We start from the raw sequence: 23,540 nt of genomic DNA on the forward strand, positions 1-23,540 counted from the left end.
AGCAAACCTTCTCGCACAGAGATCGAGGTCTTGTGATGTCCGCTTCCACCCTGCTCACCGGTACTCCCCTGTCCGGCCGTGTCGCCGTCGTCTCCGGCGCCTCCAGCGGTATGGGTGCCGTCACCGCCGAACGCCTCGCCGAACTCGGCGCCACCGTGGTCGTTCTGGCCCGGCGCAAGGAGCGTCTTGACGGCGTCGTCAAGAACATCGAGGCCGCCGGCGGCACCGCGCTCGCCCTGGCCGTCGACGTCACCGACCGCGCCGCCGTCCAGGCCGCCGCCGATCAGGTCGCCGAACGCTTCGGCAAGGCCGACCTGGTGTTCAACAACGCCGGTGTCCAACTCATCTCCGGTATCGAGGAGTTGAAGGTCGACGACTGGCAGCGCCAGATCGACCTCAACATCAGCGGCCTGATGAACGTGATCGCCGCGTTCCTCCCCCACCTCACGGACTCCGCCGCCGCCGGTAAGCCCGCAGACTTGATCAACACCTCGTCGATCGCGGCCACCCGCATCCTCACGAAGTTCTCGGTCTACTCCGGCACCAAGGCCTACATCAGCCACCTCACCCGGCTGCTGCGGACCGAGCTCGGCCCGAAGATGGTCCGCGTGGCCACCATCGAGCCCGGCATGGTCGACACCGAGCTCCCCGACCACGTCACGGACCCCGACGCCTCGAAGCTGATGGCCGACCTCATCCACGACATCGACGTGCTGCAGAGCGCCGACGTCGCCGAGACCGTGGCCTTCATGGCCGCCGTGCCGCGCCACGTCAACCTCACCGAGATCACCATCCTGCCCACCGCGCAGGTCGTCTGAGAACCGTCCCGTCGCGGTTCCGTCAGGGCGGGGGAGGAACAGCCGGGTGCTGCTCCTCCCCCGCCCTGATGGCATTGGTTGACACGACAACATCCCTGGTGTTTTGTTGATACGTCAATGAAACTCCCGGCAGGCCGGAGGGCCCGACATGAACATCACGGTGATCGGACGAGGACACGTCGGCGGCGGCCTGGCCCGCCTCTGGGAGAAGGCCGGACACCAGGTCAGGACGCTGGGCCGGGACGGCGGTGACGCCTCGGACGCCGACGTGGTGGTCGTGGCCGTCCCGGGCACCCTCATCGCCGAGGCACTCGCGGGTGTCACCGGACTGGACGGCCAGGTGACCATCGACGCGACCAACCTCTACGCGGCCCGTGACGAGGCCTTCCCCTCGCTCGCGCACCAGGTCAAGTCGATCATCGGCGGTCCGACCGCGAAGTCGTTCAACACGGTCTTCGCCGCCTCGTACGACCAGATCGGCACCCAGCGCGTGGCCCCGAGCAATCTGTACGCCGCCGAGCCGGAGGCGAAGGAGATCACCGCGCGGCTCATCAGCGACACCGGCTTCGACCCGGTCTACGTCGGTGACCTGGACCCGGGTGCGCGGCTGCTGGAGGACAGCTCCGGGCTGGCCCGCGCGATCGCCGGCGACATCGGCGGACCGTACTTCTACCGCTACGGCCGCCCCGGGGAGCTCTAGACAGATCCCGTGAAGCCGTCACCAGCGCTCGCCCAGCGGAAGTTCACTGTGCCGACTGGATGTCCCCCCGCGTGGACGACGCGATCGTGTCGCGGTGCGCGAAGTCGCCCGGGGGGATGCCGGGGTGGTGTCCGAGCCGGTCCGGCGGTGCCGCGACCGAGGGGCCGAGGGTGAGCCGGGAGACGATGCGGTACCGGTCGCCGCGGTAGATCGAGTGGACGTATTCGACGGGTTGGCCCGTGGTGTCCGTGGTGAGCCGCTCGAAGAGCAGAGCCGGGGACAGCTCGGGCACGTCGAGCAGTTCGGCCTCGGCCCGGGTGACGACGGTCGGCTCGATCGCCTGGACGGCCTCATGGGCGTGCACACCGTGCTGTTCGCGCAGGTGCTCGTACAGGTCGCCGGTCTCCAACTCCCGGGCGGACAGGGTGGGGACCAGGTCGGCCTTGATGTGCAGGTGCTCGATGGCCATGGGGGCGCCGTCGACCAGGCGCAACCGGGCCACGTACACGATGTCCGCGGCCGGTGAGATGCGCAGCTTGCGGCCGACGCGGGCGCCTGCCGGGATGGTGGTGAACTCCAGCAGACGGCTCGACCAGGCCCCGGCGGCCTGAGGGACCGTCATGGCCTGCTGTCCGGAGACCAGTTCCTGGGTGATCTTCTCGGGTGCCACGAACATGCCGCGCCCGTGTTCCCGTATCAGCAGTCCCGCCGCGACGAGTTCGTCGACCGCCGCGCGCAGGGTCGGGCGGGATACGCCGAGTTGGGCACAGAGGGAGCGCTCGGAGGGGATCGCGTCCCCGGGGCGGTGCGACTCGACGAGGTCGAGGATGAAGTCGCGCACGCGCTCGCGCTTGAGCACCGCTCCTGGTTCGTCGGCCTTCATGTCGCAACTCCCTCATGCGTGGAATCCCCAGTCAATCACTTGACCAGTTGACCAGTGGTCACCCGCAATCGCCCAGCTGACCGGGGAAGTGTAACCACCACCGACCTGAGGTCATCCGGTTCCCCGGCGACCTGCACACCAATTCCCTTCGCGGCGCAGGGGGTTGACGCCCGCATTGGTCTATGCCACCTTCATCCCCACATCAAGAGGTGAGCTGTCCAGTGGACTTCACTGGTCAGGTGGTCAGGTCTCCACGACCTCGCGCCTCCGCGCCCCCGCTTCCGGAGACGATCCATGCCCGCACACCGGTCCGTCCTCACCCTCGTCCCCCGCCCCGCCAAGACCGTGCTGCGGCCGGGGTACTTCACGCTCGACGCCGACACCGAACTGAACATCGGCGCGGGCACCGAACCGGCCGCGGTGCTGCTGCGCACCCTGCTCGCCCCGGCCACCGGGCTGGCCCTGCGGTCGTCCCCGAGCGGGCAGTTGAAGCTGGCGATCGACGCCGGCCTCGGCAGCCTGGGCGACGAGGGATACGTCCTCACGGTCGCCCCGTACGCCGTGCTGCTGCGCGCCGCGCACCTCACCGGACTGCTGCGCGGTATCCAGACGATCCGTCAACTCCTGCCCGCGCAGGCGCTGTCGGAGACTCCGCAGGGCGACACGCCATGGCTGCTGCCGTGCTCCGAGATCACCGACCACCCGCGGCACCCCTGGCGCGGCGCGATGCTGGACGTGGCCCGCCACTTCCAGCCCGTCTCCTATCTGCGCCGGTACGTGGACCTGTTGGCCCTGCACAAGATCAGCGTGTTCCATCTGCATCTCACCGACGACCAGGGCTGGCGCATGCCCGTCGCCGCCCGGCCCAAGCTCACCGAGATCGGCGGCTGGCGCGCCGAGACCCAGCAGGGCCCGGCCGGCACCGGCAGGTACGACGGCCTCCCGCACGCCGGCTCGTACACCCGGGCCGAACTCACCGGCCTGGTGCGGTACGCGGCCGCGCGCGGTGTCACCGTCATGCCGGAGATCGAGATGCCCGGACATGTACGGGCCGCCCTCGCCGCCTACCCCGAGCTGGGCAACGACCCGGACCGCGCCCTCGACGTCTGGACGCGCTGGGGCGTGTGCGACACGGTCCTCGGAGTCCATGACGAGGTCCTCGACTTCTGCCGGACCGTCCTCGATGAGGTCATGGACGTCTTCCCCTCGCCGTACATCCACATCGGCGGCGAGGAGTGCCCCACCACGGAGTGGAGGCACAGTGCCGCCGCACGTCGACGAGCCGCCGCGGAGGGCCTGCCGAACCCCGGGTCCCTGCACGGCTGGTTCCTCGGGCAGATCGGCGAGTTCCTGGTCCGGCGCGGTCGCCGTCCGGTCGGCTGGGCCGAGACCGGTGCCGAACTGCCCCTGGACTTCACGGTGATGACCTGGCGCGACGCGTCCCACACCCGCAGCGCTGCCCGCCGCGGCCACCCGGTGATCAACGCGTACCACCGGGCGACCTACCTCGACCACGCGCAGTCCGACGCTCCCCACGAGCCGCCGGCCCAGCCCGGCACCGTCGTCGATCTGCGCACGGTGCACGCCCACGACCCCGTGCCCGAGGACGCGGACCCGGACGTGGCCGGGCGGGTGCTCGGCACCCAGGCCCAGTTGTGGACGGAGTTCGTCACCACGCCCGCCCACATCGAGTACCTCACCTACCCGCGCCTGTGCGCCCTCGCCGACCGCGCCTGGAGCGGCCCGACCGAGTGGCCGGACTTCCGTACCCGCCTCGACGCGCACACCGCTCGGCTCGACGCGCTCGGCGTCAATCGCCACCCCTGAGGCCCACCTCAGACGTTCACCCCACGCACCGCTCCTGGCACCGCTCCTGACCTGTTCGTTCCGGAATCACCCCCACCTTTCTGGAGAGGAACAACGATGAGACTCACCAAGAACCGGCTCCGCGCCACCGCGTCCGCCGCCGTCGCGGTGGCCCTGGGCGCCGCCGCCCTCACGGCGCTCCCGGCCACCGCGAGCGCGGCCGGCGACGGGCTCAGCGTCCAGTACCGCACGAGCGCCACCGGAGCCACCGCCGACCAGGCGGAGCCCTGGTTCAAGGTGAGGAACACCGGTACCACGACAGTGCAGTTGGCGAACGTCAGGATCCGGTACTACTTCAAGGCGGACTCGGCGACCGCGGCCTACCGCTTCGCCTGCTCCTGGGCCGTCAAGGGCTGCGCCAACGTCACGGGCACCTTCGGCACGCTCGCCAACCCGACCGCCACGGCCGACCGTTACCTGGAGATCGGCTTCACCTCCGGCGCGGGCTCACTCGCCCCGGGCGCGGACACCGGCGACATGCAGCTGCGCTTCTACCAGTCCAACTGGGCCTCGCTGAAGCAGAGCGACGACTACTCCTTCGGCGCCTCGCAGACCTCCTACGGCGACTGGTCCAAGGTCACGGCGCAGTTGGCCGGCGCCACCCTGTGGGGCCAGGCCCCCGCGGGCAACGACCCGACGAACCCGCCCACCGACCCGCCGACCGACCCGCCGACGGGCGGCGCCACGCTGTTCGACGACTTCAACTACAGCGGCTACAACGACCCGCGGATCTCGTCCCACGGCTGGAGCGTGCGCTCCAACTCCGGTGGCCCCGGCGTCTCCGGCGCGACCTGGGCGCCCGACAAGGTCACCTTCGCCACCACGGGCGGCAACTCCGTCATGAACCTGGAGACCTCGACCTCGGGCACCGGTGAGAGCACCAAGCAGACCGAAGTCCTCACCAACGCGCGGAAGTTCAAGAACGGCACCTACGCGGCCCGGGTCAAGTTCAACGACGCGCCCAAGTACGGTCCCGACGGCGACCACCTCGTGCAGACCTTCTTCACCATCAACGACCTCACGGCACCGATGGCCGACGACTACGCCGAGTACGACTTCGAGTACCTGCCCAACGGCGGCTGGGGCGAGAGCTCCGACATCCTCTACACCACGTCCTGGGAGACCTACCAGGCCGACCCGTGGGTCGCGGTCAACCAGCACACCGAGGGCCGGCAGAGCTACAACGGCTGGCACGACCTGGTGCTGACCATCGACAACAGCTCCATCAAGTACTACGTCGACGGGCAGCTGTTCGGCACGCACGACGCCGCGTATCTACCGGAGCGGCCGATGTCCATCAACTTCAACCAGTGGCTGATCGACTTCGGCGGTCTGAGCAGCTCCACACCCCGGGCGTACGACCAGCAGGTCGACTACGTCCTGCACGTCAAGGACCAGGTCCTCACGCCCGCTCAGGTCGCCGCCAAGGTGACGGCGTACCGCGGCGCGGGCACCACGTTCGAGGACACCGTGCCGGGCAGCTGATCCCGCAGGACGGATGTCGGGGGCCGGAGCTCTCCCAACCGGCCCCCGATGGCTCAGGGTTGCTTGGCCATGTCCTTCACCGAGGTCGGCCCCAACTGCTTGGCGCTCGCGTACTCCGGCATCGTCATGGGCTTGTCGAACAGGAAGAACGACTGGTTCGTGCCGACCGTGAACTCCATGTACGCGCCCGTCGTGGCGTCGAATCCGTAGTAGGCGTTGCAGGTGGAGCCCGACGTGTAGGTGCCGTCCATGCCGGGCTGCGAGAGGACCGCGACGCTGTCGCCGTAGGACTCCGCCCGCTCCGTCGGAGTGAGCATCTTGCAGCGCGCCGTCGGGAGCCCCTTCATGATGAAGTACCCGTACTCGCCCTTGGCGTTCTGTATGTAGACGTACGAGAGTTTGCCCCGCTTCCCCCACGTCTTGACCCACTGATTGATCGCCTCACGGGTCGGCGAGTACTCCATGCGGCCCGCCGGCTGCTCGGCCACGAGGTGGTCGTAGCCCTCCTGCTTGCGCTTGTTCTCCTTGTCCTGGCTGGAGTCGGTACAGGACGCCAGGGCGAAGCCCACGACGAGTGCGACGACGGTGGCCAGAGCCATGCGTGCGAACTTCTTCATGCGATGCTGCCCTCTTCCCGGGTCGAGGTGGGGATCAGGTGGTGCACGTCGTGCGCTCGGCAGCGGCATCCAGCCGGTACGGCAGAGACCTGTCGCGGAAGGGCGCGCGCAGCTCCTGGGCGGCCTTCGCGTTGTAGTCGTTGACCGACTCGATCCGCGTGGCCCTCAGCGCGGTGATCGACTGGTCGATCAGTGACGTGCGGGTCTCCGAAGCGGACTTCCGCTCCTCCTGAAGCGCCTGGATCGTTCCTTCGGCGTTCTGCACGGCCCCGCACAGATCGCGGAACTCCTCGTACGTCGTCTGCTGGAACTCGGCCGGGGTGTCGGACTTCCCGCGCTCGTCCCCGTCACCGCGGAACGGGGCGGTGATCCACGCCGGGCCACCGAAGACGAACACCCCGATCACGTACACCTGCACCAGGACGGCGACCCCGACGGCAGCCCAGACCCTTAATCGTGTTCTCTCGCGTACCCCCCACATGGACATCCCCCTTCGCGGGTGGTCCCGTTGTGTGGAACCACCTTGTGCGAAGGAGGACACCGCGCCCGGAGAAGCGGTTCCGCATCGACGGGGTCTAGGAGGTCAGGTAGCAGCCCTTCCGTACGCCGGGCAGCGGATCCGTGCCGCCGAAGGTCGCGGTCGAACAACTCGCGCTGCCTGTAAGGGACTTGTAGACGAAGGTGCCTCGCGCGCCGTAGGCGACGGTCTGCTGTCCGCTGAAGGAACAGGTCCCTGCCTCGTCCGCGCAGGCCGTGCCATAGCCGACCGGGCCGCCGGTGGCGGTGTAACAGGCCTTCGACTCACCGGGGATCGGGTCGCCGAACGTGGCGTCGGTGCACGGGGTGTCACCCGTGGCCGTGATCCTGGCGAACGCCCCGAAGGCGCCGTACATCAACGGCTGTCCGGACGCGGCCGCACAAGTGCCGTTCTGGGATGCGCACTTGGTCCAGCCACCGGCCGGTGCTCCGTCGGGTGGCAGGTAACAGGACTTGGCGACACCGTCGATGGGGTCGCCGAAGTGGGCGTTGGTGCAGTCCACGGAGCCTTTGGTGACCTGGTGGACGAAGTTGCCGTTGGCACCGTAGGCGACATCGCGGTTGTAGCCCGGTACGGAGCAGGTGCCGCCCTCGGCCGCACACGCGGTGTATCCGGGCGGACCGCCCACGTCGGCCACGTAGCAGGACTTGACGAGGTTCTCCGCCGGGTCGCCGCCGAAGGAGTCGTTGCCGCAACTGGTGCTGCCCGTCACCGTCTTGTAGACGTACGTCCCCGCCCCGTAGGCCACCGAGCGGGTGCCGCTGAAGGAGCAGGTGCCGCCCTCGCCGGCGCACCGGGTGAAGCCGGGCCGCAGCGCGCCGGTGCCGGGGTCCGCGGGCGGCGCCGGATTGCCGAGTCCGGTGGCGGCCACGGTGTAACTGCCGGGGGCGACGCCGGTGAAGTAGACGTAGGTGTCGTCCTCGCTCGCCGCGGTGATGCCGGAGGTGGGCGTGAAGGTTCCGTCGCGCCATACGGTGGTGCCGTTCACGGTCACCGTGATGTTGCCGCCGCCGAACTTCGGCACGCCGATGCGACCGGTGGAGCCGGACGGGCTGGTCAGGTGGGCCGCGTAGGTGCCGGCGGCGGGGTCGCGGGACCAGGAGGCGTTGACCGGCCCCTGGGGCATGGTGATGCGGCCCTCGGCGCTGGTCAGGTCGCCTGGGTGCGGGACGAAGCGGTAGGCGCCGGTCGACGACTCGGGGGCGGTGCCGAGCACGTCGAAGGTGAGGGTCGAGGTGGGCGCGGTGGACCAGCCGTGCGCCAGGCTCATGAACGAACCGCCGTACGCCAGACCGCCGTCGGCCTTGACGCCCTCCCAGAAGGTGCTCTTGGTGCCGATGTCGGTGGTCAGCATGTGACCCCAGGTGCGGCGGATCTGGTCCAGGGCGGTGTAGTCGTCGTTGGCCGTGAAGCGGGCGTTGAGCTCCATGCCGCCGGCGAAGGGGGAAACGTTGCCACCCCACTCAGGAGTGGCCGGGCCGTAGATGCCCCAGTTCTTGCCGAGCCCCGCGATGACGCTCTTCGACTTGGCGGTGGAGTCGGTCAACCCGTACCAGACGGCGAGGGAGTTGCCGTCCTGCGGATACAGACCGCTGGTGGGGTTGTCCTTGTACATGCCCTTCGAGGCGTCCCACAGCAGGGAGTTGGCCGCGGACTTGATGGCGGCCGCCTTGCTGTTCCAGCTCGCGGCGAGCGCGCTGTCGCCCTCGGCCGTGGCCAGGGTGGCACCGCCCTTGAGCGCCGCGTACAGCAGCGCGTTGGCGGAGATGTTCTCACCGCCCTGGCCGACCCGGGCCCAGTCCTGGGTGCGGGTGACGTTGAGCAGGCTGTTGCCGTCGATCTTGTTGGTGATGAAGGCCATCCCGCGCTTGTAGTTGGCCCATTCGGAGTCCAGCCACGCCCGGTCGGCGGTGTAGGTGTAGTACGTGGACGTCCCCAGCAGGGTCCAGGTGTGGTAGGTGTCCGAGCCGGTGAGGTTGAACGGCGGTCCCGACCAAGGGATTTCGCCCGCCGCCGACTGCGCGTTGAACATCGTGGTGAGCGCGTTGCGGGTGGAGACCAGGTCGTTGGAGTACGCGTACTGCGTGGGTACGGCGATGCCCATGTCGCCCGGCCACACCGTGCGGTCGCGCTTGGCACCGTCGACCAGGACGGAGTCGCCCACGCCGACGGTCGCGCCGTTGTCCCACGCCGAGGAGGGCGGGGGCCAGGCACGGCCCTGGTTCGAGGCGATGGTGTTGAGCTGCACGGTGTACGCACCGGCGTACCAGATGCGGTTGAGCAGCTCGTCGTTGGAGGAGAAGTAGTTGGCGTAGTCGGCGGGGTTGGCCTTGCCCGGAGCCGCGGTGAAGTTGAGGCTGACGCCCTTGAGGTCGACCCAGCCAGAGGTGTCCAGGAAGACGGTCAAGTAGCGGAAGCCGCCCCGCTGTTGAGCGGTCGGAACCGTGTAGGTGCCGTTCGTGGTGGCCGTTGTGTAGAGCGCCCCGTCCTCGCCGTCGCGTCCACTGCTGCGATCGCTGTTGTTGCCCACGTAGAGGGACGACTCGCTGAAGGCCAGGCCGACCCGCTGCCCGCCGTCGCTCGCACTGCCGAAGGACAACGTTGTCACACCGCCGACCTCTTTCCCGAAGTCGAGGGTGATGGCCGACTGCGAGCCGGAGATCCGCGTCGACTGCCCGTTGAGGACGTTCTGCGGGTTGGCGACGCTGCCGGACGTGCGGTAGATCGCGGTCGGCTTGAGGGTGCGCGAGGTCGGCGAGTAGTTCGGGACGGCAACGGCCGCCGTCCGCACGCCCGTTGCGGGCGCGGAAGTCGCCGCAGGGGCGGCGGGAGCCGTGAGCAGTGCGGCGGCCACTACTGCGGCGAGGCCGAGCACGCGCTGTGGACGGGATGTTCGGATCAGCGAGGGGCGGCGGCGCCGCATGGGGTACCTCCCGGGTTCGGGTGGGGAACGAGGTGCTTGAATCGATTCAAAACTGAGCCGACAGAGGTCGGAGGTGAGTGAAGCAGTGGATGTGCGAGGCGCCTCGCCGAAGTTCCACCGATGATGTGCGCCCCGCAACGGGGTGTCAACCCGTCACAGCCGGTGTGAACCGCCCCTGGAATCACTGGCGTTGGAGGCGTTGACAGCGCCCCACCGAGCCGGTTCACTGCCTCCCTACAGGTATGGACCAGTACCCGCTCCGCATGGCTCAGTGAGACCCGACCGGCGTCCCCCACTCTGAAATCGAGGCGAGTTCCGGTGCCCTCACACAGATGCGACATCGTTGTCAGAATGCGGCTCCTCCTCACCTTCCTGCTGACGGCCGCCCTCGCGTTCGCGGCCCTCGTCCCGGCCGCCTCCCCCGCGTCCGCCGCGACCCAGGTGTGCGTGCTGTCCTGCGACACGCTGGACCCTTCGCAGGCTGTACAGGAAACGTTTCCAGTGCCGAACAAGGACCTCAACGGCCGGCGCCTCGAACTGCACATGTCCGACGCGGACGACATGGCCTGGGCCAGCATCGACAACGCCGTGACCGGCGACTCGGTGTGGCTGGACCGCTCCTGGGACGGCGGCGCCAGCTGGGAAGGGCTGCTCGGCAAGGCGAGCGTGCCGAGCTCCTGGACCGGCACCAGGACGCTGATGTACAACATCACCGACCCGCGCAACCACCGACGCGGTCTGGTCCGCGCCTGCGGCGACGCGGCCGGCGTCGGCTGCACGAACTGGGCCTATCCGACCGTCTGCGACACCCTGTGCGACGGCACGAGCGCGGGCCAGGCGGCGGGCGACGACCAGCCGGTGCCCTCAACGACCTTGTACGGCCGCACTATTCGCCTGCACCTCGACCAGAGAAACGCGATGGCCTGGGCGAGCATCGAATCCGGTGGCTCCGCTGACGAGATCTGGCTCGACCGCTCCTGGGACGGCGGTTCGACCTGGCCGGACGGCTCCTCCCGCGGCCGTACCAGCACCCCGTCCGGCGCCACCGGCACCCGTACCGCCATGTACGCGACCCGCGATCCGCGCGGGCTCCTCTACGGCGGTGCGGTCCGGGCGTGCGGCCGGGAGGCGAGCCACAACGAGGGCAGTTGCACCGCATGGGTCAGGCCGGTGCCGACCAGGGCGCGTGCCGCGGCGGACGCGCTGATGACCTCGTACGACCCCTACAACGGCTGGTGGCCCAGCAGTTGGTGGAACTCCGCCGCCACACTCACCTCGCTCATCGACTTCGCGAAGACCACCGGTGCGCACGACTACGACTGGGTCATCGCGCGCACCTTCGACCGGAACAAGGGCGTCTTCGCGGCCGGTACGCGCAGTTCGGACGCGATCGAGGGGCACTTCATCAGCCGTGCCATCGACGACTCGGCGTGGTGGGCGATCGCGTGGCTCGACGCGTACGACTACACGGGCGACTCCCGGTATCTCAACGAGGCTGTCACCATTGCCAATTACGTCCAGCAGTACTGGGACACCGGCAGTTGTGGTGGTGGCGTGTGGTGGGACCGTGAGCGCACGTACAAGAACGCGGTGACGAACGGGCAGTACCTGTGGCTGACCACGGCCCTGCATCAGCGCATCCCGGGCGACACGGTCTGGCTCCAGCGGGCGAGGACGTCCGCCGCCTGGTACCGGGCCAGCGGGATGATCAACTCGGCAGGTCTGGTGAACGACGGACTGACCTCGTCCTGCGCCAACAACGGCTCCACCGTGTGGAGTTACAACCAGGGACTGGCCATCGGGGGCTTCACCGAGCTGTGGCGGACAACCGGGGACGGTTCCTACCTGACCACCGCCCGCACGCTGGCCGATGCCGCGATCAGCAGCTCGCAGTTGACCGTCGGCGGGGTGCTCACCGAGTCGTGTGACGTCGGCTCGGCGTCCTGTGACGACAACCAGAAGCAGTTCAAGGGCATCTTCATGCGGAACTTCGCGGACCTGGCGAAGGCCACCGGTGCCAGCTCCTACCAGAGTTACGTCCAGAAGCAGGCGGACACGCTGTGGACGCGGGATCGCAGCTCCCTCAACGCCCTCGGTCAGCGGTGGGCCGGCACCAGCCCCAACCAGACCGACTGGCGTACGCAGGCCAGTGCGCTCGGGGCACTCACCGCTGCCGCGGGCTGAGCACAGGGTGGGTGCCGGGCACCTGGGATATCGGCGACCTGGTTGCGTTCCGTGGACGCGACCAGGCTGGCCGTGCACCACCCACCCACCTGAGGAGCCCGCGATGAGCGTCACCCCCACGGACACCGTGAACTGGAACAACAAGGCCTTCGAGGAGATCGTCTCGAACGACGCGGGACGCCCCGTCCTGTTCACCAACGCCCGCGTCCTGACGATGGATCCGCTGATCGGGACCATGGTCGGCGCGGACGTCCTCCTCGTGGGCGCCCTTCTGGTGGGCGTCGGCCCGGGCATCATCACGGCGGCGCAGGACGACAACGCCATCGTCGTCGACTGCACGGGCATGACCGTGGTGCCGGCCGTCGTGGACACCGTCGCGCTGGTGGGTGGCCGCGGCCATCGCTCCGAGTACGTCACGACGCTGACGCCCGGGAACGCCGGTGACCTGCTCATCGTGCCGGACGAGTTCGCGCCGGACGTGGCGGGCGCGCAGGCCACGCTGCTGACCCGTCCTGAGGAGGTCCGTGCCCTGGTCGCGGGCGGCCGGCCCGTCCTCTGGGCCGGTGCCGACGCCCCGGGTCGCCCCACCGCTCCCGAGGCCGGCATCCCGGCCGCGCAGGACCTGACCGGCAGCCCGCGCGTCGGCGTCTGGATCGACGAGAACGACTTCCTGCACCAGGAGTTGACCGCGGACGGCCGCTACGACGAGACCCGGGGCGGTCGCCCGCACGCCTACCAGGGCCGGTACTGGATCGACGGCGACCGGATCGACTACCTGGACGACCTCGGTTTCTGGGCCTTCGGGGAGTTCCGGGGCGAGGAGCTGCACCACGCGGGGTACGCGATGCGGCTGGGCTGAGCCCTTCGCCGTAGCGGTCCTGAGCGCCCGGACCGCTGCGGGAAAACCGGTTGGGCGGGGTGAACGCCGGTTGGTAACGTGCGAATTGACCGCGATACCGCGCGAGGAGGTGAGGCCCATGGACGCAACAGCTGTATGGGTGCTCCCCTCCCTTCCGCGGTCGGTCCGTTGACATAGGTGTCGCCGGGAGCGCCTCGACAAGGCGAACCCGAAGGGCATCAACCTATGCAATCTGCGTGTTTCACCGCCGAGACGACGACGAACGGTGTCATCGAGCACGACTTCACCGTGGGTGGGGTCACCGGCGCATTCTGGTCGCCCCAACGTGCCGATCGCGCGCCACTGGTGCTGATGGGCCATGGCGGCGGCAACCACAAGAAGTCACCCGCGATGCTGGGCCGGGCCCGGCGCCTCGCGCTCCACGGCGGCTTCCACGTCGCCTGCCTGGACGCGCCCGGTCACGGCGGCCGGCCGCGGACGGCGCACGACGAGCGGGAGATCGCCGCGATGCGGCAGGCGATGGAGGCGGGCGAGCCGGTCGGCCCGATCGTCGTCCGGTACAACGCCCATCTGGCGGAGCGTGCTGTAGTAGTCGGTGCTCACCCCGGCCAGGACGGCGACCTCCTCGCGGCGCAGACCAGGGGTGCGGCGCGTCCCCGCAGGCATCCCGTGGTCCTCGGGGCGCGCCAGTGCGCGACGGGCCCGCAGGAACTCGCTCAGCCGGTTGTTCTTCTCCATGCCCGCCAACGTACGGGCCGGTACCGGCGGCTGGGTGGCCGTGTCACACCCACCCAGAGCGTGGGGTCGGGGCCTCGCCGACAGACGTGAGCACCGCGCGTCGGCCTCAGCCGCGGCGTGCGAGTCCGTCCAGGATCAGCTCGATGGTGAAGTCGAAGCGTTCGTGGTCGGTTCCCGCGGTGAGTTCGGCCGCGTGGCGTTTGACGTGCGGGAAGGTGTCGGGGAGGTCGGCGAGGCGCTGGCGCATCTCGTCGCGACTGACCACCCATTCGCCGTCGCCGCGGCCGACCAGCGAGATCTCCAGGGTGTAGGAGCTGATGTAGAGCGACAGGGCGTCGATGCCCCAGGCGGCGCTCTGCGGCGCGACGCCACCGGCGAGCAGAAGGGCGAGCAGGCACTCGGCGAGACGCAGCGTGTCGTTGTTGGTGGGCGCGGCGGCGAGCGCGGCGCGGGAGATGCCGGGGTAGCGCAGGTACTGGTCGCGCAGCTGGGCGCAGACATCGGTGATCTGCTCGCGCCAGGTGGCGGGGTCCGGCTGAGGGAGAGAGATCTCCGCGCACAGCCGGCCGATGAGCAACTCGTCCAGGTCGTCCTTGTTGACGACATGGGCGTACAGGGACGCGGATCCGGTGTCCAGAGCGGTCGCCACGCGGCGCATGGTGAGCGCCGGGTATCCCTCGCGGGCGACGATGTCGAGGGCCACCTCGATGATCCCGTCGACCGTGATCGGCTTCGTGCGTCGGCCCCGCTTGGGGCTCGTGTCGGAGACGGGCAGGTTGTGCCGCGCCGCGCGCCGCTCCTGAGGGGTCGATGCCATGCCGCGAGCCTACCTCGGAACGAACCATGCACCACTGCAACGAGCACTGCTCGTAATAGCGCGAGCAGTGCTCTAGTATCGAATGGTGTTCGTGCGTGTAAGTCGCACGCCATTCATCTGAAAGGTGCGCACCATGGCCACCAAAACCGCCCTGATCACCGGAACCAGCCGTGCGGCCGGACTCGGCTTCGCCGTCGCCCGCGGCCTGGCCGAACGGGGCTATCACGTGATCCTCACCGCCCGCGATCGGTCCGCCGCGGAACCGCTGGCCGCCCGGTTGCGGCACGACGGTCACGCGGCCACGGCCCTGCGCCTGGACCTGTCCGACCGCGCCGGCATGGACGAGGCGGCCCGCCATCTCGCCGAGACCTTCGGCCACCTGGATGTCCTGGTCAACAACGCCAGCGGGATGCCCGATTTCCAGGTGCTCGACGCGCTGGACGCTGACATGGACGTCGTACGAAGCGCGATGGACGTCTCCGTGATCGGCCCGTGGGCTCTGACCCAGGCGATGCTTCCGCTGCTGTCCGCCGCACCCGCCGCCCGGATCGTGAACGTCTCCAGCCTGTCCGCCCAGCAGATCGCCACCGGTCTCGACCTCGGCGCACCCCTGCGCGCGCCTGCCTACTCGATGGCCAAGTACATGCTCAACGCCCTGACCACGGTCCTCGCCCGAGCCCTGGCCGACACCTCGATCCTCGTGAACGCCGTCGACCCCGGCAACACCGCGACGCATCCTGAGCGGGGCGACGACGAAGGGGATCGTTCGGCCGAGGAAAGCGCCCAGGACATCGTCAAGGCGGCCACCTTCGGCGCCGACGGACCCACCGGACAACTCTTCGCGGACGGACAGGTGTTCGCTGGCGGACGGTCCGCTGCCTGACTCCGCGACCGGAGCCGACGTCGGGTGGCAGTAGGTCCACCCTTCATCCGGTGTCCAGGCCCAGCGACGAGGACCGCCGCGAACGGCAAGGTTTCCCTCGTCGGCAAGGAGCCGACGAGGAATCCCGTACTCGGACGACTCAGGGGGACACCCATGAACGAAACCATCGCCAGGCGCCTGACGGGTCTCGCGGGCATCGCCACCGCGAGTGCCTTCATCGTCGAAGTACCCCTGTACTTCGTGTACTCCGGGCCGCCGCCGGACTCGAACGTCCTGGCCAGGCTGCTGATCGGAATCGTCGCGTTGGCCTCGCTGATCGTGTTCGTGACGGCCTTCCGCGAGCTGGTCAAGCGCGTGAACCCCGACTACGAATGGGTCGGCACGATGGCCTTCGCCACCGGGCTGGTCTACGCGACGATCACCCTGATCTCCAGCGGACTGGAGGCGGGCGCGGTCATCGCCGCCGACCGCCCGATCGACCCGACGATCACGGTCAGCGGCACCTACATCCTCTACGGGTCGATCGGCCGCCTGATGCTCGCGCTCTTCCTGATCACGGTGGGCTATGGCATCCGCCGTACGAACCTGCTGCCGCGCTGGACCGGCCGCTCGGCGTACGTCCTCGCCGGGGTCAACCTGGTCTTCGTGCCCTCCTTGTTCTTCGGAAACAACCCCGCACACTTCTACGCGGCGAACGGCTGGGGCACCACCGCCATGATGGGCGCCATCCTCAGCTACTGGCTGCTCGCCCTCGGCATCTCCACCTACCGCAGCGCCGGACGGCGTGCACTCGTCGGCGGCTCACCGGTCCTGCAACGCTGACTCCGCTCGCACAGCAGATGGTCGTGGTGTCCGGCATGAAGGCGGGCACCACGACACGTTTGCGGGCCGAGGGGTCTCCCTCCCGTCCAGGCGCGCGGTGAGCCGTTGTCGTCCATCTGAGCTCCACGGGTCCGCCTTGCCGAAACGGCAAGTTCCCGTGCCGGGCCGCGGCGCATCTGGTGAGACTGAGCGCATAGCAACGCAAGGAGCTTCGATGAGCACGACGCGCCGCACCCGCCGCCGCGACACCCCGCCGCCTCGGACCGGAAGCAATGAGGCCGAGGTCCTGCGCGGGTTCCTCGACTACCTTCGGACCTCCATCGCCGCCAAGGTCGACGGTGCCCGCGAACCGCAGGTGCGCACGGCCGCGGTGCCGTCGGGCACGAATCTGCTCGGCCTGCTCAACCACCTGACCTTCGTCGAGCGGTCGATTTTCCTCGGGGACGACGTCACCGACTGGCAGGCGACGTTCCAGGCCGCGTCGACGGACAGCGTGGCCGATGTCGTCGGGCGTTACCGGGACGCGGTCGAGCGCGCGAACGCGGTTCTCGACCGGTGCACGGATCTCAGCGCGCCGGTTCCCCGATCGAGGCCGGATCGGCCCGCTCCCAGCATCCGTTGGGCCCTCACCCACATGATCGAGGAAACCGGCCGGCACGCGGGCCACGCGGACATCCTCCGCGAACTCATCGACGGGGCGACCGGCCGCTGATGCCATGCCTCCTTCAGGCGGCCCCAACTCCGGGGCCGATCGCATGCGTTCGCTCAGGTGGCGAGAATGCCGCCGTCCACCGCGACGAAGCTTCCGGTGGCGAAGGACGCCCGATTGCTGAGGAGCCAGAGTGCCGCTTGAGCGATCTCGTCGGGCTCAGCCATGCGCTTCTGCACCTGCCGAGCGACGAACGCCTCTTCCAGCTCCGGAACCGCCTCGATCGCGCCGCTGATCATCTCGGTCCGGGTGGTCCCGACGACCAAGGCGTTGACGCGGATCCCATGGGCCCCGTACTCGGCCGCCGCCGCTTTCGTCAGCCCGAGCACCGCGTGCTTGGCCGCGACATAAGGGGCGGGTGCCCCGGTGGCGATGACGCCGGCGCTGCTGGCGGTGTTCACGATGGCCCCGCCGCCACCGGCGAGCATGACCGGGATCTCCTGGCGGAGGCAGTTCCAGGTGCCCCGCACGTTGGTGTCCATCACCAAGTCGTAGTCCGCCTCGGCGAGTTCGTGCAGCGGGCGGATCTCGGATCCCGCGGAGCCGGCGTTGTTGAGCGCGGCGTCCAGCGTCCCGAAGCGGTCCACGGCCACGGCGACCGCTCGCTTCACATCCTCGACGAGCGCCACATCACCCACGTGGTAGGCGGCCTTGCCACCGGCCGCCTCGATCTCCTCGACCAACTCCTTGAGCCGCTGCTCGCGTCGAGCCATCACCACCACCGCGGCCCCCTCCGCGGCGAAGAGCCGCGCGGCAGCCGCGCCGATACCGCTGGAGGCGCCGGTGACCAGGGCTGTCCTGCCCGCGAGCAGCCCACCCGGCACATGCTGATCAGCAATCATGAACTGGATCCCCCTCGATACTTCGTCGGCGGCAGTTCCCGCCACAAGGCCATCACACCTTGCCCCGCGGGCCGGCGCCAAGCGAGTTCAGCCGATCTTGCGCATGATTGCTTCCGCGGCCAGTGGCCGGCGGCGCCTCACTGATCGAGTGCCGTTGGGTCCCGGCGAGATGGCCGCGGACCGGGCTTGAGTGAGTGTCAGGTCCATCATGCCTGATCAGAGGCGTTTTCGGTAGGACGTAGCGCACGCCCGTTCGGTCTTGTTGTGGGTGGTGCCGTGACCGCAGAATCGTCGTCATCCACTCTTCGGCCCACGTGCCGGCATCCGTCATCGGCTGCCGGTGCGTTCGCCGCGCTGTCTCGCCGTGGGACAGCGCTGGTCGGGGGGTGGTGGGACGAAGGGGATCGATGGATCAGGACATGGTTGTGCTGGCGAAGGTCAGGCTGCTCAGTGCCAACCGGCGGGTGGTGCGGGGCGCGGAGGGACTGTGGATCTACCGTCTTCTGACCCAGGTCGACGCGGAGGCATACGGATCGAAGCTGGCGTACGTCCTGGTGGAGGAGAGCGGCTCGCCCCTGGTGCGGGAGATGCCCGAGCGACGGTTGGAGCTGTTGGACGAGGCCGTGGAAGTGGCGAAGGCCCTGAGTACGGAGAACCCGTTCCGGGCGAAGGTACTGGGGAGGGCACTGGCCGCCAGGCAGCGGGAGCTTGATGCCGCACCGGCGAATCCGCGCACGCCCCGGTAGGACCGCGATGTGCTGACGCTGTTCGACCAGTCGCGTGCGGTTGCCGCTGTGTGCGTGGCGTGGCGCAGGCGCGGCTGGTCGACGGAGTCAGCGGAGGTGGATCAGGATCCGGCCCGCGTTGGTCGGATCCGTCTCCACACGGACGTAGAGCTTCTTGAGGTGTTTCTGTGCCAGCAGCGCCAGCACGCGCTTCTTCAGCTGGCCCGTCCCCTTGCCCGGGATGATCTGGACCGTGTCGACCCCGGTGGCGGCAGCCTTGAAGAGGGTCTGCCGCAGGGCCGTGTCGATGGCGCGGTCGCTGCGGAAGACGGGGTGCAGATCCAGGGTGAGCAGGGCCATCGCCTCCGATGAACTCGGTCCCCGTCCGGCGCCGGGTCCCCGTGGGGCTCGTCGTACGGTCGCAGCGTATGTGATCCTCCGGGCCGTCGTCCCCTCTGCGGGTCCCGTACTTCGGCCGGGGCGGGGTGGTCAACTGCGGCGCGACGGCAGTTGGACGACGCGGCGCGATGGTCGTCGATTGACAGGGCACCGGACGTGGCTGGTAGACCGAGTGCCCGGCCGGGGATCCGGATGACGGGGGCAGGGGGACTCACTGTGAGCAGGGCGTTGGTATGCCTGCCGTTCGCCGGGGGCGGGGCGGGTTTCTATCGGGGCTGGACGGACGTGCCCGACGCGGGACCATGCATCGTTCCCGTCCAACTGCCGGGCCGGGAGGAGCTGTTCGCCGAGGAGCCGTACGACGACGTGGTCACGGCGGCCGAGCAACTCGCCCCGCGCATAGCCTCATTGACCGCCGAGCACGACGGATTCGCGCTGTTCGGGCACAGTCTCGGCGCGGTCCTCGCCTATGAGGCGGTCAAGGCTCTGGCCCGGATCGGCGCACCCGCACCGGAACATCTCTTCGTCAGCGGATCGCCCGGTCCCCGCAGCGGCCGTACGGACCGGGCGACCGGGCTGGGCGACGACGAATTCCTTGCCCGGGTCGAGCAGTTCGCCGGATACCGGCACGAGGCGCTGGACGATCCGGAGCTGCGCGAGATCCTCCTCCCGCTGCTGCGCGCGGACGTGGAGATGCACGAGAACTACAAGCCGCGCTCCGACGAACCGATCACCGTCCCGGTCACCGCGCTGCGCGGCAGCGACGACACGCTCGTCGGCGCCGACCAGGCCCGCGAGTGGTCCGGCGTCACCACGGCTGCCTTCCACTACGTCGAGATCCCCGGCCGGCACATGTACCTCGTCGACGCGGCACGGCCGCTGTTGGAGAGCGTCACCCGAACTCTCGCCGGGTGAAGGGCCGTTCATGAAGCTGCTCGACGGCATGACCGCGGTCGTTACCGGAGCCGCGCGCGGACTCGGCCGCGCCTGCGCCACCCGGTTCGCCGCGGAGGGAGCCGAACTCGTCCTGGTCGACATCGCCGAGGACCTGGCCGGGGTGCCGTATCCGCTGGGCACCGAGAGCCAGCTCGCGCACACCGCCGACCTGTGCCGTGCCCACGGGGCCGCCGTGCTCACCGAGGTCGCGGACGTCCGCAGCCTGGAGGCGTGCGAGACGGTCGCCGAGCGGGCGCTGGACCGATTCGGTGCGGTCGACGTCCTGGTCAACGGGGCCGGGATCGCCGCCCCTTCGGGCAAGGCGGTGCACGAGATCGCCGAGGACGAATGGCGGCTGATGATCGACACGGATCTGTCCGGCGCCTGGCACATGATGCGGGCGATCGTCCCGGCGATGGTCGCCCGCCGGGAGGGCAGCATCGTCAACATCGCGTCCACCGCCGGGCTGGTCGGCTACCGCAACTTCGCCGGGTACGTCGCGGCCAAGCACGGGCTGATCGGACTGACCAAGGCCGCCGCGCTCGACTACGCCCCGTTCCGGGTGCGGGTCAACGCGCTCTGCCCCGGCTCGGTGCGCGACGATCCGCTCGTCGAGGGCCGGATGCTGGCCGAGATCGCCCGGTCGCTGGAGGTGGACGTCGCCGAGCACGAGGAGATCTTCACCCGGGCCCAGCCGATGAACCGGCTGATCGAGCCGGAGGACATCGCGGGTGCCGCGGTCTGGCTGGCAGGGCGGGACGCCGTGCAGGTCACCGGCACCACACTGACCGTGGACGGTGGGTTCGTCGCGAAGTGAGGCGCAGCAAGTGAGTGGCGGGTGTCCCACCGACCAGGAGACCGTATGGCACATCAGCTCCGATCTCGCGTCCATCCCTCAACCACCCAGGAGCGAAAGGCCGTTCAGGGTGCCGACCCCTGTCACAGTCTTGTCCTACGGCTGAGCCCCGACGTCACTCTCGACGCAGCGCGGAATCGCCTCCGAGAGGCTGCGGCCGGTCACCCGGCGCTGACCGGGTTGCCGCTCTGGCACGACCGGCTTGCCGTCGCCCGCGACGATCCCGCCGCGCGGGACCGGGTCCGAGCGGAGAGTCGGCGCACCCTGCACGGTTCGGGCCGTCCGGTTCGTGCCCTACTGGTTCAATTCGCCGACGGTTCCGGCGACTTGGTGCTTGTGGCCCGGCGGTCCGTCCTGTCCCCGTGTGCCCTGCGTGGTCTGGGGCAGGTGCTGTCGGGTGCTGGTCCGTGTCTGCCGGTGGAACCCGCGCCGGTGTCGGGTCGGCCGGTGACCGGTTTCGGCTCGGCTCCCGTGTGGGGGCTCGGTGATCCGGGCGCCGGCGGGCGGTACGGCGAGGTCGCCGTGCCGGCGGCGGTACCCGCGGCGGGCGACCCGCTCCTGCTGGCGGCGCTGGCCCTCACCGGGGCGCGGCACTCCGGCCGGGGACAGGCCGAAGTCGTTGTCTGGAGTGGAGCCGCGGACTCCACCGGCGGCGGCATGGTGCACCGCGTGGACTGCGACGAACAGCTGACAGTGAGCGACCTATTGACGCAGTGTCAGTTGGCGGTCGAGGGGGGATCCCCCGCGAGTGGCGACCCCGTGGACGACGGACCGCTGCCCGAACTCGGCATGGTTCTCGACGAGGAGCATCCCGGGGAGTCGTATCTACCCTTCCTGGAAACGGAGTTGCCCGTCCTCGTGCACTGGACGCGCGCGGCCGACGGCCGTACCCGTGGCCTCCTCCGTCATCGCGAACGAGATCTGGCGCCACGGATCGCGCGGGACTTCGCCGAACATCTTGCCCACGTGCTGGGACAGCTGGCCACCGCCGAACCGGATCTGCCGTTGGGTGACGTCGAGTTGATGCCGCTCGACGCGTGTCTGCGCATCGTGCGAGAGGGCGCCACGCCCCGGCACCCCGAGGCGCAGGCGGGAACCGACGCCACTGTCCACGGACTGCTGGCGGAGGTCGCCCGGCGGCAGCCGCACGCCGTTGCCGTGGTCGACGACACGACCGAACTCACCTACGCCCGGCTGGAGGAGCGGGCCGAGCAGTTGGCCCGGGGGCTGGTGGTGCTCGGGGCCCGGCCCGATGACGTGGTCGCCGTGGCACTGGACCGTACCGCCGAACTCGTGGTGGTGCTGCTCGCGATCCTCAAGGCGGGGTGCACCTATCTGCCGCTGGATCTTCGGCATCCGGCCGAGCGCCGTCGATACACGGTCGAGCACGCCGGTGCGGTCGCCGTCGTCGCGGACCCGGACGCGTCCGCATCCCTCGAACTCCTCGACGGAGTGCGGTGCGTCTCGCCGGGCGAGCTGAGCGACCTCGCCGACCGGGTCGGTGCGGACACCGCGCTGCCGGCCGACACCGATGGCTCCCGGCCCGCGTACGTCATCTACACCTCCGGAACGACCGGGCGGCCCAAAGGAGTTGTGGTGCCGCACCGCAATGTGGCCGCCCTGGTGTCGGCGACCCGGGGGGACTTCGGGCTCGGGCCGCAGGACACCTGGACCTTCTTCCACTCCAGTGCGTTCGACTTCTCGGTGTGGGAGATCTGGGGGTGTCTGCTGACCGGTGGGCGGCTGGTGGTGGTGCCGTACTGGGTGGCTCGGGACACCGAGCTCTTCCATGAGCTCGTCGAGCGGCGGGGGGTGACCGTGGTGAGTCAGACGCCGTCGGCGTTCGCCCAGTTCATCGAGGCCGATGCGGTGCGGCAGGCGTCGCTGCGGGTGCGGCTGGTGGTGCTGGGGGGCGAGGCGCTCGACGTCGGGGTGCTCGCCGGGTGGTTCGGGAGGCACTCCGCGTCCAGTTGTCGTATCGCCAACATGTTCGGGATCACCGAGACCACCGTGCATGTCACCGAGCAGACCGTGACTCCGGCGGAGGTCGTGGCCGGCAGCCGGAGTGTGGGGCGGGCGTTGCCGGGCTGGTCGTTGTCGGTGCGGGACGCGCGGGGCAGGGTGCTGCCCGCCGGCGTCGCCGGAGAGATCCATGTGGGCGGCGACGGTGTCGCGTCGGGGTATCTGCGCCAACCCGAGCTGACCGCCGAGCGGTTCGTCACCGATCCGTACGGCGGGGGACGGCTGTACCGTTCCGGTGACCTCGGGCGGATCCGGGACGACGGCCGGCTCGACCACCTCGGGCGGATCGACAGCCAGGTGAAGATCCGCGGCCACCGCATCGAACTCGACGAGATCCGGCAGGTGTTGCTGGGCCACCCCGCGGTCGCCGCGGCCGCTGTCGTGCTGCGCCACGGCAGTCCGGGGGACCGGGACACCGCGCGCATCGACGCGTACTACGTGCTGCGGGGTACGGCCGCGCCGAGCGGTCCGGAGCTGCGCCGGCATGCCGCGACCCTGCTGCCGGAGTACATGCTGCCCGCCACCCTCACCCGGCTCGACGCGATCCCCTTGACCACGAACGGCAAGACCGACCTGGCCGCGTTGCCGGAGCCCTCGGCTCCGGCGGCGCAGCCGACCGGGCCGGTGGAGGGAGTCGAGCCCGGTGAATCCGAGGGCAGTCGCGGCGATTCCACGGCCGGTACCGTCCTCGCGTTGTGGAGCCGACTGCTGAACACGGACGTCGGCCCGCACGACAACTTCTTCGAGCTGGGGGGCAATTCGCTGCTGGTGGTCCGACTGCTGCGAGAGTTGCCGGACCACGGCTTGCCCCGGATCGCGGTGCGGGACTTCTACCGGAACTCGGACGCCAGGAGCTTCGTCCGGCTGGTGCGTTCGGTCGCGGCGGCGGACACGGGTCCGTGACCCGGCTGCGCGGGA

General features: G+C 69.6%; 20 protein-coding genes and 1 pseudogene. 14 read left to right on the forward strand and 7 right to left on the reverse strand.

Annotated features, from left to right (window positions below; genetic code table 11):
- Positions 1 to 35: 35 nt before the first annotated feature.
- Both ACWDR3_RS11905 and ACWDR3_RS11910 read left to right on the forward strand, forming a co-directional pair.
- Positions 36 to 818: an SDR family oxidoreductase gene (locus ACWDR3_RS11905; protein WP_450352335.1), complete on the forward strand. Its 783-nt coding sequence runs from the start codon at positions 36 to 38 to the stop codon at positions 816 to 818.
- Positions 819 to 966: 148 nt separating this feature from the next.
- Entirely contained in the window at positions 967 to 1,518 is a 552-nt protein-coding gene (locus ACWDR3_RS11910; RefSeq protein WP_450352336.1) for a dinucleotide-binding protein, read from the forward strand.
- 43 nt (positions 1,519 to 1,561) lie between these two features.
- Here ACWDR3_RS11910 and ACWDR3_RS11915 read toward each other — a convergent pair whose 3' ends face one another.
- Positions 1,562 to 2,401, reverse strand: a complete 840-nt coding sequence (locus tag ACWDR3_RS11915) for a GntR family transcriptional regulator (RefSeq protein ID WP_450352337.1) — start codon at positions 2,399 to 2,401, stop codon at positions 1,562 to 1,564.
- 294 nt (positions 2,402 to 2,695) lie between these two features.
- Between ACWDR3_RS11915 and ACWDR3_RS11920 the strand changes: the two genes are divergently transcribed.
- Positions 2,696 to 4,228: a beta-N-acetylhexosaminidase gene (locus ACWDR3_RS11920; protein ID WP_450352338.1), complete on the forward strand. Its 1,533-nt coding sequence runs from the start codon at positions 2,696 to 2,698 to the stop codon at positions 4,226 to 4,228.
- Between the two features lie 96 nt (positions 4,229 to 4,324).
- Entirely contained in the window at positions 4,325 to 5,752 is a 1,428-nt protein-coding gene (locus ACWDR3_RS11925) for a cellulose binding domain-containing protein (RefSeq protein ID WP_450352339.1), read from the forward strand.
- 53 nt (positions 5,753 to 5,805) lie between these two features.
- On the opposite strand, the gene ACWDR3_RS11930 is transcribed toward ACWDR3_RS11925, so the two are convergent.
- The 3 genes from ACWDR3_RS11930 to ACWDR3_RS11940 form a co-directional block, all read right to left on the reverse strand.
- Positions 5,806 to 6,369: a hypothetical protein gene (locus ACWDR3_RS11930; RefSeq protein WP_450352340.1), complete on the reverse strand. Its 564-nt coding sequence runs from the start codon at positions 6,367 to 6,369 to the stop codon at positions 5,806 to 5,808.
- Between the two features lie 34 nt (positions 6,370 to 6,403).
- Positions 6,404 to 6,850 (reverse strand): hypothetical protein, encoded by a 447-nt coding sequence (locus tag ACWDR3_RS11935; RefSeq protein WP_450352341.1) that lies wholly within the window; start codon positions 6,848 to 6,850, stop codon positions 6,404 to 6,406.
- A gap of 94 nt (positions 6,851 to 6,944) precedes the next feature.
- A complete protein-coding gene (locus ACWDR3_RS11940; RefSeq protein ID WP_450352342.1) occupies positions 6,945 to 9,830 on the reverse strand; it encodes an alpha-L-rhamnosidase-related protein in 2,886 nt (961 codons plus the stop codon).
- A gap of 351 nt (positions 9,831 to 10,181) precedes the next feature.
- On the opposite strand from ACWDR3_RS11940, the gene ACWDR3_RS11945 reads away from it, so the two are divergent.
- From ACWDR3_RS11945 to ACWDR3_RS11955, 3 genes and pseudogenes are all read left to right on the forward strand, one after another.
- Positions 10,182 to 12,014, forward strand: coding sequence for a glycoside hydrolase family 76 protein (locus ACWDR3_RS11945; protein WP_450352343.1), 1,833 nt, complete (start codon positions 10,182 to 10,184; stop codon positions 12,012 to 12,014).
- Between the two features lie 103 nt (positions 12,015 to 12,117).
- Positions 12,118 to 12,873, forward strand: coding sequence for an Atu4866 domain-containing protein (locus ACWDR3_RS11950; protein WP_450352344.1), 756 nt, complete (start codon positions 12,118 to 12,120; stop codon positions 12,871 to 12,873).
- Positions 12,874 to 13,098: 225 nt separating this feature from the next.
- A pseudogene (locus ACWDR3_RS11955) lies at positions 13,099 to 13,461 on the forward strand (alpha/beta hydrolase); the annotation flags it as partial.
- A 256-nt stretch (positions 13,462 to 13,717) separates the two neighbouring features.
- Here ACWDR3_RS11955 and ACWDR3_RS11960 read toward each other — a convergent pair.
- Entirely contained in the window at positions 13,718 to 14,428 is a 711-nt protein-coding gene (locus tag ACWDR3_RS11960; RefSeq protein WP_450352345.1) for a TetR/AcrR family transcriptional regulator, read from the reverse strand.
- 133 nt (positions 14,429 to 14,561) lie between these two features.
- On the opposite strand from ACWDR3_RS11960, the gene ACWDR3_RS11965 reads away from it, so the two are divergent.
- The 3 genes from ACWDR3_RS11965 to ACWDR3_RS11975 all read left to right on the forward strand — a co-directional run bounded on the left by ACWDR3_RS11965 (position 14,562) and on the right by ACWDR3_RS11975 (position 16,845).
- Entirely contained in the window at positions 14,562 to 15,311 is a 750-nt protein-coding gene (locus ACWDR3_RS11965) for an SDR family NAD(P)-dependent oxidoreductase (protein WP_450352346.1), read from the forward strand.
- Positions 15,312 to 15,464: 153 nt separating this feature from the next.
- Positions 15,465 to 16,133 (forward strand): hypothetical protein, encoded by a 669-nt coding sequence (locus ACWDR3_RS11970; RefSeq protein ID WP_450352347.1) that lies wholly within the window; start codon positions 15,465 to 15,467, stop codon positions 16,131 to 16,133.
- 214 nt (positions 16,134 to 16,347) lie between these two features.
- Positions 16,348 to 16,845, forward strand: a complete 498-nt coding sequence (locus ACWDR3_RS11975) for a DinB family protein (RefSeq protein WP_450352348.1) — start codon at positions 16,348 to 16,350, stop codon at positions 16,843 to 16,845.
- A 53-nt stretch (positions 16,846 to 16,898) separates the two neighbouring features.
- On the opposite strand, the gene ACWDR3_RS11980 is transcribed toward ACWDR3_RS11975, so the two are convergent.
- Complete coding sequence (locus ACWDR3_RS11980) at positions 16,899 to 17,684, reverse strand: SDR family NAD(P)-dependent oxidoreductase (protein WP_450352349.1); 786 nt, start codon at positions 17,682 to 17,684, stop codon at positions 16,899 to 16,901.
- Between the two features lie 407 nt (positions 17,685 to 18,091).
- Here ACWDR3_RS11980 and ACWDR3_RS11985 point away from each other — a divergent pair, with 407 nt between their 5' ends.
- On the forward strand, positions 18,092 to 18,430 hold the full coding sequence (locus tag ACWDR3_RS11985) for a hypothetical protein (protein WP_450352350.1): 339 nt from the start codon (positions 18,092 to 18,094) through the stop codon (positions 18,428 to 18,430).
- Between the two features lie 87 nt (positions 18,431 to 18,517).
- On the opposite strand, the gene ACWDR3_RS11990 is transcribed toward ACWDR3_RS11985, so the two are convergent.
- Positions 18,518 to 18,769, reverse strand: coding sequence for a Smr/MutS family protein (locus ACWDR3_RS11990; RefSeq protein ID WP_450352351.1), 252 nt, complete (start codon positions 18,767 to 18,769; stop codon positions 18,518 to 18,520).
- A gap of 255 nt (positions 18,770 to 19,024) precedes the next feature.
- On the opposite strand from ACWDR3_RS11990, the gene ACWDR3_RS11995 reads away from it, so the two are divergent.
- The 3 genes from ACWDR3_RS11995 (at position 19,025) to ACWDR3_RS12005 (ending at position 23,525) form a co-directional block, all read left to right on the forward strand.
- Entirely contained in the window at positions 19,025 to 19,723 is a 699-nt protein-coding gene (locus tag ACWDR3_RS11995) for a thioesterase II family protein (RefSeq protein ID WP_450352352.1), read from the forward strand.
- 10 nt (positions 19,724 to 19,733) lie between these two features.
- On the forward strand, positions 19,734 to 20,561 hold the full coding sequence (locus tag ACWDR3_RS12000; protein ID WP_450352353.1) for an SDR family oxidoreductase: 828 nt from the start codon (positions 19,734 to 19,736) through the stop codon (positions 20,559 to 20,561).
- Between the two features lie 486 nt (positions 20,562 to 21,047).
- Positions 21,048 to 23,525, forward strand: a complete 2,478-nt coding sequence (locus ACWDR3_RS12005) for an amino acid adenylation domain-containing protein (protein ID WP_450352354.1) — start codon at positions 21,048 to 21,050, stop codon at positions 23,523 to 23,525.
- Positions 23,526 to 23,540: the final 15 nt, after the last annotated feature.

The sequence above is a fragment of the Streptomyces sp. NPDC001002 genome, from assembly GCF_053599215.1.